At 67.2% G+C, this 14,805-nt stretch carries 15 protein-coding genes; 10 read left to right on the top strand and 5 right to left on the bottom strand.

What is annotated here, in order from left to right; translation table 11 throughout:
* Positions 1–32: 32 nt before the first annotated feature.
* Positions 33–1,976: a M13 family metallopeptidase gene (locus ACFWUU_RS33805; RefSeq protein ID WP_380181639.1), complete on the bottom strand. Its 1,944-nt coding sequence runs from the start codon at positions 1,974–1,976 to the stop codon at positions 33–35.
* 134 nt (positions 1,977–2,110) lie between these two features.
* On the opposite strand from ACFWUU_RS33805, the gene ACFWUU_RS33800 reads away from it, so the two are divergent.
* Complete coding sequence (locus ACFWUU_RS33800; protein WP_380181637.1) at positions 2,111–3,046, top strand: SMP-30/gluconolactonase/LRE family protein; 936 nt, start codon at positions 2,111–2,113, stop codon at positions 3,044–3,046.
* Positions 3,047–3,074: 28 nt separating this feature from the next.
* Positions 3,075–3,242 carry a hypothetical protein gene (locus tag ACFWUU_RS33795; protein ID WP_380181635.1) on the top strand — a complete coding sequence of 56 codons (168 nt, stop codon included), beginning with the start codon at positions 3,075–3,077 and terminating at the stop codon, positions 3,240–3,242.
* A gap of 4 nt (positions 3,243–3,246) precedes the next feature.
* On the opposite strand, the gene ACFWUU_RS33790 is transcribed toward ACFWUU_RS33795, so the two are convergent.
* Both ACFWUU_RS33790 and ACFWUU_RS33785 read right to left on the bottom strand, forming a co-directional pair.
* Positions 3,247–3,540, bottom strand: a complete 294-nt coding sequence (locus ACFWUU_RS33790; RefSeq protein WP_137252664.1) for an HU family DNA-binding protein — start codon at positions 3,538–3,540, stop codon at positions 3,247–3,249.
* Positions 3,541–3,622: 82 nt separating this feature from the next.
* Positions 3,623–4,408, bottom strand: coding sequence for a phytanoyl-CoA dioxygenase family protein (locus ACFWUU_RS33785; protein ID WP_380181633.1), 786 nt, complete (start codon positions 4,406–4,408; stop codon positions 3,623–3,625).
* A gap of 71 nt (positions 4,409–4,479) precedes the next feature.
* Between ACFWUU_RS33785 and ACFWUU_RS33780 the strand changes: the two genes are divergently transcribed.
* The 8 genes from ACFWUU_RS33780 (at position 4,480) to ACFWUU_RS33745 (ending at position 11,324) form a co-directional block, all read left to right on the top strand.
* Complete coding sequence (locus ACFWUU_RS33780) at positions 4,480–5,283, top strand: helix-turn-helix domain-containing protein (protein ID WP_380181631.1); 804 nt, start codon at positions 4,480–4,482, stop codon at positions 5,281–5,283.
* 83 nt (positions 5,284–5,366) lie between these two features.
* Positions 5,367–6,395: an LCP family protein gene (locus tag ACFWUU_RS33775; protein WP_380181629.1), complete on the top strand. Its 1,029-nt coding sequence runs from the start codon at positions 5,367–5,369 to the stop codon at positions 6,393–6,395.
* A complete protein-coding gene (locus ACFWUU_RS33770; RefSeq protein WP_380181627.1) occupies positions 6,392–7,171 on the top strand; it encodes a YndJ family protein in 780 nt (259 codons plus the stop codon). The genes ACFWUU_RS33775 and ACFWUU_RS33770 overlap by 4 nt, the downstream gene beginning before the upstream one ends.
* Entirely contained in the window at positions 7,168–7,719 is a 552-nt protein-coding gene (locus ACFWUU_RS33765) for a DUF1990 family protein (RefSeq protein WP_380181625.1), read from the top strand. The genes ACFWUU_RS33770 and ACFWUU_RS33765 overlap by 4 nt, the downstream gene beginning before the upstream one ends.
* 140 nt (positions 7,720–7,859) lie before the next feature.
* Complete coding sequence (locus ACFWUU_RS33760; RefSeq protein WP_380181623.1) at positions 7,860–8,537, top strand: uracil-DNA glycosylase; 678 nt, start codon at positions 7,860–7,862, stop codon at positions 8,535–8,537.
* A gap of 144 nt (positions 8,538–8,681) precedes the next feature.
* Complete coding sequence (locus ACFWUU_RS33755; RefSeq protein ID WP_137252657.1) at positions 8,682–9,383, top strand: DUF969 domain-containing protein; 702 nt, start codon at positions 8,682–8,684, stop codon at positions 9,381–9,383.
* Positions 9,380–10,351 (top strand): DUF979 domain-containing protein, encoded by a 972-nt coding sequence (locus ACFWUU_RS33750; protein WP_137252656.1) that lies wholly within the window; start codon positions 9,380–9,382, stop codon positions 10,349–10,351. Before ACFWUU_RS33755 ends, ACFWUU_RS33750 begins: the two co-directional genes overlap by 4 nt.
* Positions 10,352–10,361: 10 nt before the next feature.
* On the top strand, positions 10,362–11,324 hold the full coding sequence (locus tag ACFWUU_RS33745) for a DUF2891 domain-containing protein (protein WP_380181621.1): 963 nt from the start codon (positions 10,362–10,364) through the stop codon (positions 11,322–11,324).
* Here the strand turns inward: ACFWUU_RS33745 and ACFWUU_RS33740 are convergent.
* Together ACFWUU_RS33740 and ACFWUU_RS33735 are read right to left on the bottom strand one after the other, a co-directional pair.
* Positions 11,272–13,056 (bottom strand): ABC transporter ATP-binding protein, encoded by a 1,785-nt coding sequence (locus ACFWUU_RS33740; RefSeq protein WP_380181619.1) that lies wholly within the window; start codon positions 13,054–13,056, stop codon positions 11,272–11,274. The genes ACFWUU_RS33745 and ACFWUU_RS33740 overlap by 53 nt on opposite strands.
* Complete coding sequence (locus tag ACFWUU_RS33735) at positions 13,053–14,654, bottom strand: ABC transporter ATP-binding protein (protein WP_380181617.1); 1,602 nt, start codon at positions 14,652–14,654, stop codon at positions 13,053–13,055. Before ACFWUU_RS33735 ends, ACFWUU_RS33740 begins: the two co-directional genes overlap by 4 nt.
* Between the last annotated feature and the right edge of the window lie 151 nt (positions 14,655–14,805).

Genomic DNA, 14,805 nt, shown 5'->3' with positions numbered 1-14,805 from the left:
GCCGGGAGTTGGCCGGCCGGCGCGCAACAGAATCACCAGATGCGGACGCGGTCCTCAGGAGCGAGCCACATGCCGTCGCCTTCTTGGACGTCGTACGTGGTGTGGAAGGCGTCGATGTTCTTCACCACGGCGTTGCAGCGGAACTCCGGCGGCGAATGCGGGTCGATCGTCAACCGCCGAGCAGCTTCCTCCGGTCTGGTCTTCGTCGCCCAGGCATGCGCCCAAGCCGAGAAGAAGCGTTCGCTACCGGCCTCGTCGGGCTCGGCTCCACCCTGAGACAGCTCGTAAGCAACGTAGGCGATCGAGAGTCCGCCCAGGTCGCCGATGTTCTCGCCGAGGGTCAGCTTGCCGTTGACCTTCTGACCGGGAGTCTCGGCCGGCTCGAGGGCGTCGTACTGCGCGACGAGCTTGTCGGTGCGCTGCTCGAAGGCGGCGCGGTCCTCGTCGGTCCACCAGTCGTTCAGGTTGCCGTCGCCGTCGTACCGCGAGCCCTGGTCGTCGAAGCCGTGGCCGATCTCGTGCCCGATCACCGCGCCGATCGCGCCGTAGTTGGTCGCGTCGTCGGCGTCGAGGTCGAAGAACGGCGGCTGCAGGATGCCGGCCGGGAAGACGATCTCGTTCATCCGCGGGTTGTAGTACGCGTTGACCGTCTGCGGCGTCATCTTCCACTCGTTGCGGTCGACCGGCTGACCGAGCTTGGCCAGATCCCGCGCGGTCTCCACCTCGACCGAACGGCGAACGTTGCCGAACAGGTCGGCCGGGTCGACCTCGAGAGCGGAGTAGTCCTTCCACTCGTCCGGGTACCCGATCTTCGGCACGAAGGTGCCGAGCTTGTCGAGCGCCCGCTGCCGGGTCTCCGGACCCATCCAGTCCAGCGCCTCGATCCGCTGCCGGTACGCAGCGACCAAGTTCTGCACGAGGTCGACCATGCGGGCCTTGGCGGACGGCGGGAAGTGCTCGGCGACGTACAGCTTGCCGAGGGCCTCGCCCAGCGACTGCTCGACCGCGCCGACCCCGCGCTTCCAGCGCTCACGTAGCTCGGGCGCACCGGTCAGGGTCTTGCCGTAGAAGGCGAAGTTCTCGTCGACGAACGCCTGGCTCAGCAGCGGCGCCGCGCTGTGCACGATCCGCCAGCTCAGCCACTCCTTCCACCGGTCCAGCTCGACCTCCTGCAACGCGGCCGCAGCGGCGGTGAGGAAGTCCGGCTCGCGCACGACGACCTGCGCGAACGCACTCTCCGGAACATCGGCGCCCGCCAGCCAGGTCGACCAGTCGAAGCCCGGCGTGAGCTCCTCGAGCCCGGCCCGGTCGAGCTTGTTGTAGGTCAGCTGCACGTCCCGGTCCTTGACCCGGTCCCAGTGGCCGTCGGCGATCCGGGTCTCGAGCTCGAGGATCCGCGCCGCGGACCCGGCCGGGTCCGGCAGTCCGGCCAGCTCGAGCAGCTTCGCCACATGTGCGACGTACGCCGCACGGATCTCGGCGAAGTTGTCGTCGTGGTAGTACGACTCGTCGGGCAGGCTGAGGCCGCCCTGGGTGAGATGCACGATATTCTCGTCGGACTTCTTGGCGTCGGCGTCGACCCAGTAGTGGAAGACGCCCGGCACGCCCTGCAGCTCGAGCTGCCCGAGGACCGAGACCAGACCGGCCAGATCCTTGGCGTCGCGGACGAGCGCGAGCTGGTCGGCGATCGGCTCGGCGCCCAGCCGCTCGATCGTCTCGGTGTCCATGAAGCTCGTGTAGAGGTCGGCGATCTTCCGCGGCTCGCTGCCCTCGGGGTGGCCGGCCGCGGCGGTCTTCTCGACGATCGCCCGGACGTCCTGCTCCGCGGTGTCCCAGAGCGCGTGGAACGCGCCATGGATCGCCTTGTCCGCGGGAATCTCGTGCTCAGCCAGCCACGTCCCGTTCACGAACCGGTACAGGTCGTCCTGCGGCCGCACCGCGCCGGTCGCCGCCGAGCTGTCGATTCCTGCTGTCATCCCTGACCCCTTTGTCCCAGTTCCAGTTGCTGCCAGCGAACATACCCGGTTCGCGATCAGGCCGGTCTGAACTATCCACAGGACCCAGCCGTTCTCCCAGGTAAAGAACACGGATCAGGGAGGACCCCGCCAAAATGCCACACCTCGTCCGTCGACTCACCACACTGCTCACCGTGCCCGTCGTGATGCTCGGGCTCGTGAGCACCTCGGCAGCAACCGCTGCTCCAACGACTTCCTTCCCGACCCGGATCGAGTTGCCCAACGGGTTCCAGCCCGAAGGCATCGCGATCGCCCGCGGTACGGCGTACTTCGGCTCGCGTGCCGACGGCGACATCTATGCCGCCGACCTGCGGACCGGACGGGGCAAGGTGATCAGCCAAGGCCCGGGCACCGGATCCCTCGGGATGAAGGTGGACCGCTTCGGCCGCCTCTTCGTGGCCGGCGCCGCCGGTGGGAACGGCCGCGTGATCGACACCCGGACCGGCAAGGTCCTGGCCAGCTACACGTTCACGACCGCGACCCCGACCTTCGTGAACGACGTCATCCTCGGCAAGGACGCGGCGTACTTCACCGACTCGCAGCAGCCCGTCTTCTACAAGGTCTCGCTGCGCCGGCTGAACGCGAAGCCACAGACGATCCCGCTCAGCGGCGACTACCAGCACCTGCCCGGCAACAACGCGAACGGCATCTCGCTCACGCCGGACGGCCGCGCACTGATCATGGTCCAGTCGTCGACCGGCTTCCTGCTCCGGGTGGACCCGCGCACCGGCGTGGCCCGGCGGATCGACATCGGCGACGCCCTGATGACCAACGGCGACGGTCTGCTGCTGATCGGCCGCACGCTGTACGTCGTCCAGAACCGCTCGAACCAGATCTCGGTCCTGACGCTGAACAAATCCGGCACCAAGGGCACGGTGGTCGACCAGATCACCAGCCCGGACTTCGACGTACCCACGACGGTCGCCGCCTTCGGGAACCGCCTGTACCTGCCGAACGCCCGCTTCACCACGCCGCCGACTCCGACCACGCCGTACTGGGTGACCGCGGTGAGCCGTTCCCGAGTGCGGTAAATCGTCCTACCTTGGTTGTGGAGGAAACATGAGCAAACGCACCATCACAGCTGTCATCGGGCTGTCAGCACTCCTGCTGGGCGGCATCACCACGTCGTCCGCCGCGGCCGCCGCGCCGCCCGGACCAGGTCCCACCGTCGTCAAGCACTCCGTCGACGACGGCCACTGCGACCAGATCAGGTTCCTGGCGCCCTAGCAGCTCAGCTCGCAGTGCGGAGGTTGCCTCGGGCCGCGGCCTTGAGGCGGCTTCCGCACGACAGGCGCACGGAGTACCCGGCCGGGATCGAGAGCGGCTCACCGGTCTGCGGATTGCGACCGGTCCGCGGGGCGCGCAGCACGCGCTCGATGCTGAGCAGGCCGGTCAGCGACACCTTGTCACCGCGCTGCACGGCCTCGGTGACGACGTCGCCGAGGGCGTCGAGGACCTTCTCGGCCTGGTTCCGCGGGATACCCGCCTTGTGTGCCACGCCGGCGATCAGTTCATTCCGGTTCACGGCTCTCCTCAGACTCGGTTCGACTTCCGAGCGGCACCTTAACCGAAATGAATGTCGTTAGCGAGAAGGTTCCGGATATCGGTCACAAACCGTCCCGATCGTGCCAGTGGTTCTGCCAGCGGGCGTCGATCGCGTCGCCGGCGAGCTGGTACCGGATGTCCGTCGACAACCGTAGCTCGGTCGACACGTTGTCCAAGGCGGCATGGACGGTGTGCGCGGTGTGGACAACCACGTCCCCGGCCGCATAGTCGGCGACCAGCCAGTTGGCGTCGTACTCCTCCGCCAGAGTGGGCAGGTCCGCGGTGATGGACGCCGCGGGCCGCTTGAGCCGCCCGGCAGCCTCCTCCTCGAGCACCCGGTGGTGGCTGCCCTGCAGGTAGGTCAGTCCGCCGCGGCTGACCGGGCAGTCGCCCAGCGGGATCCAGGCGGACAGCACCTGGTCGGTCCCGTCCCGCAGGTACACGAGGTCGTAGTGCGCCTGCGTCGCCGTACCTATGCCGTTCTCGCCCGGCGCGGTCTGCCGGATGATCTTGCGCCGGTGCAGGAACGGCGTACCGCCGAGGAACCACTCGAACCAGCCCTTCAACGCCGGCTGCGCACAGAAAGCGGCGTACTCCGGTCCGGGCACGATCTCCTCGAACAACACCTTCCTGTACGACGCCCTGTCCGTTGCAGCACCCGTCAACCCGAAGTAGTACTCGCGGAACTCCTGCACGACCGCGGGGTCCAGCAATCCGGTCAGGAACAGGTACCCGTCCCGCTGCAGCCGGGACCGCAACCGCGACCGATCACCGCGCTCTTCCGCAGGTACTGCGACCAGTTGACCCAGCCGCTGCTCATCCAGCACATATCCGTTAGACGTCAGCACACATCCATTCCACCCAACGCCTCCAGCGAGCGGAATGGACAACAGTGGCGAGGTTCTTGGACTCTTGTGACGTGCCGGACTGGTCGATCTACCCGACTCCAGGTGCTATCGAGCGCCAACTTGGACTCTTCTGCCTCGGCGCCGGCGAGCAGACACATGGTTCGGAGAACACGCGAGAACGTGCCCTCGGCTGTCACGCGCTGGTCTGGCTCAAGGAAGGCCGCGGTCAGCTGCAACACGGTCCTGACCGCCAACTGCACGAGGTGCGAGCCCCCGCGATGCTGTGGCTCTTCCCCGGCGTCCTCCACCGCTACCGGCCGGCAACGAGGTGGCGTCAGGCGTGGACCCTCTTCAGCGGCTCAGCCGTCGAAGCACTCACAACGCTCGGCCACGTGAACATCAGCCGACCAGTCCGCCATTTCGCTGACGCGCGTCCGGTCGACCGTGCATTCAGCCGGCTGCTGCGCGTCAGCACGCAGCACAACCCAGTACAACTCACAGGCGCTCTGTACGACGTGCTCGCCGCAGCTGCGACCACTACAGGTGACGACGTCGCCGCACAGCTCGCGGAGCTCGCCAGTACGCCGATGAGCGTTCAGGACTACGCGAGTGAGCTCGGTCTCACCGTGAAGGAGCTGCGCGACGCCGTACGGCGTACGACCGGCTCAACCCCACATGAACTGGTCCTGACCACAAGACTCAGCAATGCAAAGGTTTTGCTCGCCGAGGAGGACCTGCCGGTCGCAGCGGTCGCCAGGCGGGTCGGGTACGACGATCCGGCGTACTTCACCCGCTTGTTCACCGCCAGGGTTGGGATGTCGCCCGGCGCGTTCCGGCGATCTGGTTCGCTCTCGGGACCGATTTCCTCCCTTTGACGGAGGCGGGACCTACTTTCCGACGTGTAAAACCATTCAGTGGGGTGACGTGTCGCGGGCCGGGCACCGATACGGTCTTGGCTATGAGTGAAACGCAGCCCATCGACCCGCGATACGCGAACCGGTCGCCCAAGTCGGCAGGTAAGCCGAAGAAGCGGCGCAACTGGTTCCTCCGCACCGTCGGACTGATCGTCCTGCTGTTCGTTCTCATGCTGATCGCGGTCCCGCTGTACGCGTGGAGCCGGATCGACAAGATCGAGGCGATGCCGACCGGACAGCGACCCGCCGAGACCTCCGGTACGACGTACCTGATGGTCGGATCGGACGCCCGGGAGAACCTCAGCCGGGCCGAGCGGGCCCGGCTGCACACCGGTGGCGACGCCGGTCCGGCGCGGACCGACTCGATCATGCTGATGCATGTCCCGAAGTCCGGGCCGACGGTGCTGATCAGCATCCCGCGTGACAGCGCGGTCAACATCCCGGGCGTCCAGGGCAAGCAGAAGATCAACGCCGCCTTCAACAAGGGTCCGGCGCTGCTGATCCAGACGATCGAGAACAACACCGGGCTGCGCATCGACCACTACGTCGAGGTCGGGTTCGGCGGCTTCGCCTCGGTCATCGACAGCATCGGCGGCATCGAGATGTGCTTGCCGAAGGCAATGAATGACGACAAGGCGCATATCAACCTGCCGGCCGGGTGCCAGCAGCTCGACGGCGTCAAGGCGCTCGGCTACGTCCGGTCCCGGCACGCCGACGGCAAGAACGACTTCGGCCGGACCGAGCGGCAGCGGCAGATGGTCGGCGCCGTCGCGAAGAAGGCCGCCTCGCCGTCGACGTTCCTGAACCCGATCCGGTACTACAACGTCGCCACGAAGGGCGTCGACGCCCTCACCGTCGACAAGGACATGAGCCTGCTGGACTTCGTCCGGTTCGCCCGCGGCATGAAGGCGATCTCCGGCAGCGGCGGCGTGGCGCTGAGCGTGCCGACGAGTGACGACAACTACCAACTCTGCTGCAACCGCGGTGACGCCGTGAAGTGGGACACGAAGAAGGCCACGGCGCTCTTCAACGCGATCAAGCAGGACAACACCAGCGGCCTGAAGAGCAGTTGATCCTCCTCGTCCATGCGGTGGTGAGCCTGGGGATGCTCATCGTCGTACCGCTCGGACTCACTCTGCTCCCGACGCGAACCACCAGCACCCGCTGGTGGTTCGCGTTCGCCGTTCCCGGTGCTGTGTCGCTCTGGCTACCGCGCGGCGCAGTCTCGATCACCCTGGCCTCGGTCTACTTCGCCGGCACGGTTGTCCTGATCGCGTTGGCCGCACGGCATTTCCTGCACCACAGAGCGCTCCAAGCGCGGCAGATCGCCTTGTACACCGCACTGGTCACCCCGTCGATCGCAACGCTCGCACTGGTTGCCGAGCGTTCGTCGTACGAGCTGTTCGGCTTCAACCTCACTGTGCTGTCGCTGACGGTCGCCCACTTCCACTTCGCGGGCTTTGCGGCCGCACTGATGGCGTACCTGTCTGCAGACGGCCTGGCAGCCGTCAGTGTCCCGCTGGGCACTGGACTCGTTCTGCTGGGGTTCTTCCTCGGTGACCCCGTTGAGCTTGCAGGTGCCGTCGTGCTGACCGCTGGGATGTGGCTGGTTGGCTGGAGCCTGTGGCGTCGGTCGCGGCGAGCTGACCGCAGTACTGCGATCCTGCTGGTCGTGTCGGGATCCGTGCTCGTGGTGACCATGCTGCTGGCCGTCAGCTGGGCGTTGGGGCATGTGGTGGATACGCCGTATCTACCGTTGGAGTGGATGGTTGCGACGCACGGTGTGGCGAACGCGGTCGGGTTCGCGCTGTGCGGAGTACTGGCGATGCGACGGGAAGAGGCCGGATGAAGCTGGAAGACCTGGCAGGGCTGCAACTCACGTACGACGTCGTGGGCTCGACGCGGTACGTCGAGACGCCCGCGGGCTACCACCGCCTGGAGTACCGCCAGCGGATCGGCACCGGAGACGAGGTGTTCCAACGGGCCGCCGATGCGTTGCTGAGCTGGCGGATGCAGCCGGCGGCCGGACTGCCGATGACTGCGACTGACACAACCGCACAGCTCGGCAGCAACTCCCTCGGCCGCCTAGGACCGGGTCTGCTCATCGGCCGATCGCCACTCGACGGCATCGGCCTACCGGTCCCCTGCCGAGTCGTCTGGACAGTCAACGAACCGGACCGCATCGGCTTCGCGTACGGCACCCTGCAAGGCCACCCCGAGTCCGGCGAAGAGTCCTTCATCGTCACCCGCGACCCCGACGGCATCTACTTCACCGTCCGCGCCTACAGCCGCGGCGCCACCTGGTACACCCGCCTGGCCGGCCCCGTCACTCGCAAAGCCCAGCACTACGCCGCCCGCCGCTACGCCAACGCACTGCAACAGCTGGCGACCCAATAGCAAAGGCCCCGCAAGCTCATACCTTTGCGGGGCCGCGTCCTTTGTACCCTCCGTAGCAACACCAGCGTTTGAGCGACACGCGAACAGTGAGCGACAACCCGGGGTGCACAGCAGGTCGTGGTGCTGCAAAACTGTCGCGGGTGAGTCCCAAGACGTTGACGGATCTGGTGGCGCCGGACTGGGCCGATGCTTTGGCACCGGTCGAGGACACGGTCGCGAAGATGGGTGAGTTCCTGCGCGGCGAGATCGCTGCCGGGCGGGCCTATCTGCCGGCGGGTGAGAACGTGTTGCGGGCGTTCCAGCAGCCGCTGCAGCAGGTGAAGGTGCTGGTCGTCGGCCAGGACCCGTACCCGACTCCTGGACACCCGGTCGGGCTCAGCTTCTCGGTGGCTCCTGACGTACGGCCGATCCCGCGGAGTCTGGCGAACATCTACCGCGAGCTGATGGCGGACGTCGGCGTACCGGCTCCGTCCAACGGTGATCTGACGCCGTGGGCCGAGCAGGGTGTGCTGATGCTCAACAGAGTGCTGACCGTGCAGCCGGGCAAGTCCGGCGCGCACCGCGGCAAGGGCTGGGAGAGCGTCACCGAGCAGGCGATCCACGCGCTGGTCGACCGCGGCGGCCCACTGGTCGCGATCCTGTGGGGCCGCGACGCCCAGACCCTCAAGCCGATGCTCGGCACCACTCCGTACGTCGAGAGCGCGCACCCGAGCCCGATGTCGGCCGACCGGGGCTTCTTCGGCTCCCGCCCGTTCAGCCGCGTCAACGCGCTCCTCGAGCAGCAGGGCGCGACTCCGGTCGACTGGCGCCTGCCCTAAACCACCCGAACCGATAACGCGCCGGACCCTCGTGGTCACGGCGCGTTCTGACATGGTCGGACAATTTGTTCGAATGATCCATTGCAGGATCGTTCAACAATCTCCTATGGTGAGCGGAATCGCCCTCTCCCCCCGGGAGGAACCATGTGGGTTCTGCTCGCCATTGCGGTGGTAGTCGTCGGGTTCGCCCTCCGGATCAACTCGATGCTGGTCGTCACCGCGGCCGGGATCGTGGCCGGCCTGATCGGCGGCCTGTCTCCGGTCAAGATCCTGAACGCGTTCGGCGACGGTTTCGCCGGCAGCCGGTCCGTCACCGTCTTCATCGTCACTCTGCCCGTCATCGGGCTGATCGAGCGCTACGGCCTGCAACACCAGGCCCGGAAGCTGATCAGCAAACTCCAGATCCTCACCACCGGCCGCTTGCTGGCCATCTACCTCCTGATCCGGCAGGGCACCGCGGCCCTCGGCCTGACCAGCATCGGCGGTCCCGCGCAGGCGGTCCGCCCGCTCATCCACCCGATGGCCGCCGGCGCCGCGGAACGTCGCTACGGCAAGCTCCCGGAGAAGATCCAGGAGAAGATCAAGGGTTTCGCGGCCAGTGCCGACACCGTCGGGTTGTTCTTCGGTGAGGACATCTTCGTCGCGATCGGCTCGATCCTGCTGATCACCGGTTTCGTCGACACGACGTACGGCCTGCACCTGGAGGCGATCGACATCGCGCTCTGGGCGATCCCGACCGGTATCTGCGCACTGCTCATCCACGGCACCCGATTGCTCCTGCTCGATCGGAAGCTGGACAAGCTCGCCGCCGAGAACCGGGCCGCGGCCAAGGAGGCGGCCCGATGATCAAGGTCGAGTGGTTCTACTGGCTGTGCGGGATCTTCTTCGTGCTGATCGCGCTGCAGGTGCTCAACGACCGCACCAACCCCAAACGGCTCGGCAGCGCGGCGTTCTGGGGCATCCTCGGACTGTCGTTCGGCTACGGCACGCTCGTGGTGCACAAGCAGGCGCCGTCCTGGCTGCTCGGCATCGCCGTGATCGGCCTGGCCGTCCTGGCCGGCTCGGGCTTCCCGGGCAAGGGCGAGGAGCGTACGACGACGCCGGCCGAGCGCGTGCACCTCGCGGACCGCTTCGGCAACAAGCTGTTCCTGCCTGCACTGGTGATTCCGGTGGTCGCGGCGATCTTCGGCGCATGGCTCGCGAAGGTGAAGCTCGGCAGCGGCCAGCTGCTGCTGGAGTCCGGCTCCGCGACCATCATCGGCCTCGGCGTCGCTTCGATCCTCGCGCTGATCGTCGGCATGGTCCTGCTCAAGCCGAAGAGCCCCGCAGTACCACTGCACGAAGGCCGCAGGCTGCTCGAGCACATCGGCTGGGCGGCGATCCTGCCGCAGATGCTGGCCACGCTCGGCCTGCTGTTCAACGCGTCCGGGGTCGGCAAGGCAGTCGGTCGGGTCACGGATCACCTGATTCCCAAGGGCTCGCTGATCGCCGCGGTCGCGCTGTACTGCATCGGAATGGCGATCTTCACGATCATCATGGGCAACGCGTTCGCGGCGTTCCCGGTGATGACGGCCGCGGTCGGCTGGCCGCTGCTGCACGAGCAGTTCCACGGCACCCCGGCGGTCATCTTCGCGGTCGGCATGCTGGCCGGATTCTGCGGCACGCTCTGTACGCCGATGGCCGCCAACTTCAACCTCGTTCCAGCGGCACTACTGGAGATGAAGGATCAGTACGGGCCGATCAAGGCCCAGATCCCGACAGCTGTCCCACTGCTCGCCTGCAACATCGTCATCATGTACGTCTTCGCTTTCTAAGGAGTTCTCGATGGAGTACGCCGCCTGGGCCGACATCGCCTGTGAGGTGCTCGAAACGCCGTACCCGTACGGCGCTGCGCACGCGTCGACCGGCCCGGACGACGTGGACGTGACCCCGGATCGCCTGCACCCTGCCTTCCACGGGTCGTACGACTGGCACTCCAGCGCGCACATGCAGTGGTCCCTGGTCCGGTTGCTCGCTTTGGCGCCGGACCAGGTCGGCCGGCGTCCGATCGAAGTACTCGATCGGCGCCTGACACCGGAGGCGATCGCCACCGAGGCGGCGTACCTGCGGGACCGGCCGTCGTACGAACGCCCGTACGGCTGGGCCTGGGCGGCGATGCTGGTCGCCGCCGGTCAACAGACCAACTGGGCGGAGGCACTCAGGCCGCTCGGCGAGGTCATTGCGGACCTGACACTGACCTGGTTGCCGAAGCAGGCGTACCCGGTGCGGCACGGCGTGCATCTCAATACTGCGTTCGCGCTTGCCTTGTTGTTCGAGGCGTACGACGAGCTCGGCCGGGCGGATGTGGTGGACGCCGTTCGCGCTCGGACGGTCGAGTGGTTCGGGCAGGACGCGGCGTACGACACGAGGTTCGAGCCGTCCGGTACCGACTTCTTGTCGCCGGCGTTGTCCGAGGCGGAGTTGATGCGCCGGGTGTTGCCGGAGGCCGAATTCGCGGGCTGGCTGTCCGCGTTCCTCCCGGGACTGGGGAAGGACGCTCATCAGCACCTGCTGGAGGTGCCGGTGACCGACAACTCCGGAGACGGGCAGCTGGCGCACTTGTCCGGCCTGGCATTGAGTCGGGCTTGGCAGTTGCGGACGATCGCACCTGCTCTGCCTGACGTGGCCTCAGTGCTGCGTGAAGGTGCGGATCGTCAGGTCGAGGCAGTGCTGCCGACCGTCACCGGCGGGGACTTCATGTCGACACATTGGCTGGTGTCGTTCGCCCTCCTGGCCGATCAGGCGTAGACGTACCGGTCCAGCTACGCCACAGCTGCGCGTAGCGCCCACCGGCTGCCAGCAAGTCCGCATGCGTTCCTGACTCCACCACTCGCCCGTGGTCGAGTACGACGATCCGGTCAGCCTGCTCGGCCTGCGTCAACCGATGCGCGACGACCAGCGTGGTCCGGCCGATAGTCGCCGCCGCGCTGGCTCGCTCCAACTCGCGTGCGCCTGCGCTACCCGCTTCTGCGGTCGCCTCATCCAGCACGGCGACTGGCGGATCAGCCAGTACCAGGCGGGCGAAGGCAAGTTGCTGCGCCTGCGCACCGGTCAGCTGATGACCATTCTCGCCCACCACGGTGTCCAGGCCGTCGGGTAGCGCCCGCACCCACGCCAACGCACCAACCCGGTCGAGTGCTGCTTCGACCTCGTCGGCCGTTGCAGCTGGTCGTGCTAGCCGTACGTCCTCGACCAGTGGGCCGGAGAAGACGTGTACCTCTTGGCTGAGCAGCGCGACCTGCGCACGGGTCCGGTCCTCGCCGAGGTCGCGGATGTCCACGCCGCCGAGCTTCACCGTGCCGACTGTCGGCGCGAGAACGCCTGCTGCGATGGCGGCCAGCGTGGTCTTGCCGGCGCCGCTCGCTCCGACCAGTGCGACTCTTTCACCTGGTTCGAAGCGGAGCGATACCCCTGCCACAACCTCAGGACCGTCGTAGCTGTGACCAATGCTCTCGAGCTCGAGTGACGCGTCGGCTGGGTCGAGACTGTCGGCGGGCTCGGGTGCGGGCTCGATCTCGAGTACGCCGGCCAGGCGGGACATGCCCGCGGCGGCGGTCTGGATCTGGTCGAACTCCATCAGTACGACGTTGACCGGGTTGAACAACCGATGGAAGTACAACGCCGCCGCCGTCACCGCGCCCACGGTCACTGCGTCGGCACGCACCAGGAAGAACCCGGTAACCAGGATCGCAGTCAGCCCGGTGAACTCGGCATGGTTGATCCGCGCCGAGAAGAAGCTGAACAGCCGGAACACCGTGATCGAGATGTCTCGCGCGGTCCCCGAGGTCTCCCGGATCTTCTCCAGCTGCCGATCCTCCAACCGGTACGCGCGGACCGTCGCACTGCCCCGCAACGACGCGATGATCGCCTCGGACCGCTCACCCAGCGCCACCCGCTCCTGCTTGTAGTACGGCGCCGACCGCCGCAGATACCACCGCAGCGCAAGGAAATACATCGGTACGGCGAGCAACCCGGCCAGGCCGAGCCGCCAGTCGAGCGCGAACATCCCGCCCACGGTCAGCACGATCGTCAGCGCCGCACCGAGCACCGACGGCCCGACCTCCGTCAACGCCGACGCGACCGAAGCCACATCGTCACCCACGCGCGACAGCAGATCACCCGTCCGCACCTTCTCCAACACCGGCGCAGGCAACTGCAGGACTCGATCGAGCACCTTCTCGCGTATCCGCGCCAGCACGGTCTCGCCGACCCGCGCCACCAGCGTCACGCCAAGCGCGGTCAGTACGCCGGACAGCACCGCCGCGATGCCGATCATCACGACAACCCGCACGATCGCAGACCGGTCGCCATCGCTGATCTGGTCGATCAGCTGCCCGAGCGCCCACGGCGCAACCAGACCGGCCGCACTGGCTCCGGTGATCGCCACAGCAGCCAGCACGGACAAGACCGGTAGTCGGCGGATCTCTCGCGACAGCACGACCCAGGTCGCCCGCGGACCGGCAACCGGAAGCAGGTTCATCGCAGCACCGCCTCCTGATACACCGCATCTGACGCGGCGAGGTCCGAATGGATGCCCTCAGCAACCACCGCGCCGTCGGCGATGACCACGACCCGATCCATCTTCCCCAGCAGGGCCGGGCTGCTCGTCAACACCAGCGTGGTCCGGCCGCTGCGCTCCTGAGCAAGTCCTTCCGCCAGCAGTTCCTCGGTGACGGCATCAACCGCGGTGCTGGGATCGTGCAGCACGAGCAGAGGTGGTTCGACCAGGAGTGCGCGCGCCAGGCCGAGGCGTTGACGCTGCCCACCTGACAACGCCTGGCCGCGGTCCGCCAGCGGGCGGTCCAGCTCTTCGATGAGATCGGCTGCGCCGGCGGCGGTCATCACGCGCTCCAGGCCGGTCTCCGACAGGAGGTTGGTGCGGAGCGTGCCTTCGAAGAGGTCCGTCTCGTGGCGCTCCAGCAACACCGTTCGCCGAAGCACATCAACGTCCAGCTCCTCGAGAGCGGTGCCTCCGATGAGCACTGTGCCGGTGTGCTCCGGAGCTCGTCCCGCCACGACGTTCAGGAGGGCGTCTGCGTCGCGGGGGTCGTAGCAGAGGACGCCGACGGATTCGCCCGGCTGGAGGACGAGGGTGAGCGAGGAGAGGGTCCCGTGCGAAACGCCTTCCATTGCGAGGAGAGGCTGACGAAGGTCGATGGCAGCCGAGGTGCCATCAACCATGACTGGAGATGCAGAGAGGACGGATGCCAACCGCGAAGCCGATGCGCGGGCCCTGGCGATGATCTGGCTTGCGTAGCCGAGAGTGCCTACCGGCTCGGCGACGAACTGGGCCAGGCCGACAACGGTGATCAGCTCGCCGATCGTGATCCGGCCGTGCAGTGCGAACCAGCCGGCGACCCCAGCAACGGCTGCCAGCAGCAGGCCGCTCAGCGCGGTTGTCACACCGTCCTGCAACCCGTTGGTCGATGCCGCGCGCAACGTTGCGCGCAGAGTGTCCTGACTGGAACGCCGGTAGCGTGCAGCCGCGTTGTGCTGCGCCCCGATCCCCCGCAACGTCCGCAGCCCGCTGACCAGGTCCGTGGCCAGTGCGGTCGTCTGCGCAACCGCCTCCTGCTGGCTCGACGTACGGCGGGTCAGCAGCGGCGACAGCGCCTGGATCCCCAGCACCAGCAGCGGTACGCCGATCAGCACCCCGAGCCCGAGCGGTACGTCGACCAGCAGCAGCGACACCGACGACACGATCAACGCCGTACACGCGGCCGCACCCACCGAGAGGCCCCGCATCACCAGTGCGGCCTTCTCGGCGTCCGATGTAGCGATCGAGAGCAGCTCACCCGATCGCAGCCCGGTCCGGTGACCACGCGGGTCCAGCACGCGCTGTGCGACTTCCAGCCGGAGCAGGTGCGTCTCGTACTCGATCGCCCACACCACCTGCCGCGCACCGGTCTTCCAGGCGTTCGACAGTACGGCGAACAGCACGATCATCATCAGCACGCACCACAGCAGCGGCTCGAACCGCCCCGTCGACACCGCCCGGTCCACGAACACACCGATCGCCACCGGCACTGCCGCCTCGGTCGCCTGATGCAGCGAGAGCACCAGGCTCCCCGCGATCATCCGGCCCCGATGTCGTCGGACGGCCCGCCTCAACAGCTCCCCAGTCGACATAGTTAGGTAACCCTAACCGACACCCGCCGATTGACACCCGCCGTTGTCCGCCGTACGGTCTCGCGTTAATAGTAAACTTTCCTAACAGTCTCGCGAGATC

This window comes from Kribbella sp. NPDC058693, assembly GCF_042715335.1.
Lineage (GTDB): Bacteria > Actinomycetota > Actinomycetes > Propionibacteriales > Kribbellaceae > Kribbella > Kribbella jiaozuonensis.
Note: the sequence above shows the minus strand (reverse complement) of the source record. Positions and strands in the feature narration are given on the sequence as shown.

Coding starts and splice junctions, on each gene's coding strand:
- ACFWUU_RS33805 (WP_380181639.1), bottom strand. CDS start 1,976: ATGACAGCAGGAATCGACAGCTCGGCGGCGACCGGCGCGGTGCGGCCG.
- ACFWUU_RS33800 (WP_380181637.1), top strand. CDS start 2,111: ATGCCACACCTCGTCCGTCGACTCACCACACTGCTCACCGTGCCCGTC.
- ACFWUU_RS33795 (WP_380181635.1), top strand. CDS start 3,075: ATGAGCAAACGCACCATCACAGCTGTCATCGGGCTGTCAGCACTCCTG.
- ACFWUU_RS33775 (WP_380181629.1), top strand. CDS start 5,367: ATGAGTGAAACGCAGCCCATCGACCCGCGATACGCGAACCGGTCGCCC.
- ACFWUU_RS33765 (WP_380181625.1), top strand. CDS start 7,168: ATGAAGCTGGAAGACCTGGCAGGGCTGCAACTCACGTACGACGTCGTG.
- ACFWUU_RS33755 (WP_137252657.1), top strand. CDS start 8,682: ATGTGGGTTCTGCTCGCCATTGCGGTGGTAGTCGTCGGGTTCGCCCTC.
- ACFWUU_RS33750 (WP_137252656.1), top strand. CDS start 9,380: ATGATCAAGGTCGAGTGGTTCTACTGGCTGTGCGGGATCTTCTTCGTG.
- ACFWUU_RS33745 (WP_380181621.1), top strand. CDS start 10,362: ATGGAGTACGCCGCCTGGGCCGACATCGCCTGTGAGGTGCTCGAAACG.
- ACFWUU_RS33740 (WP_380181619.1), bottom strand. CDS start 13,056: ATGAACCTGCTTCCGGTTGCCGGTCCGCGGGCGACCTGGGTCGTGCTG.
- ACFWUU_RS33735 (WP_380181617.1), bottom strand. CDS start 14,654: ATGATCGCGGGGAGCCTGGTGCTCTCGCTGCATCAGGCGACCGAGGCG.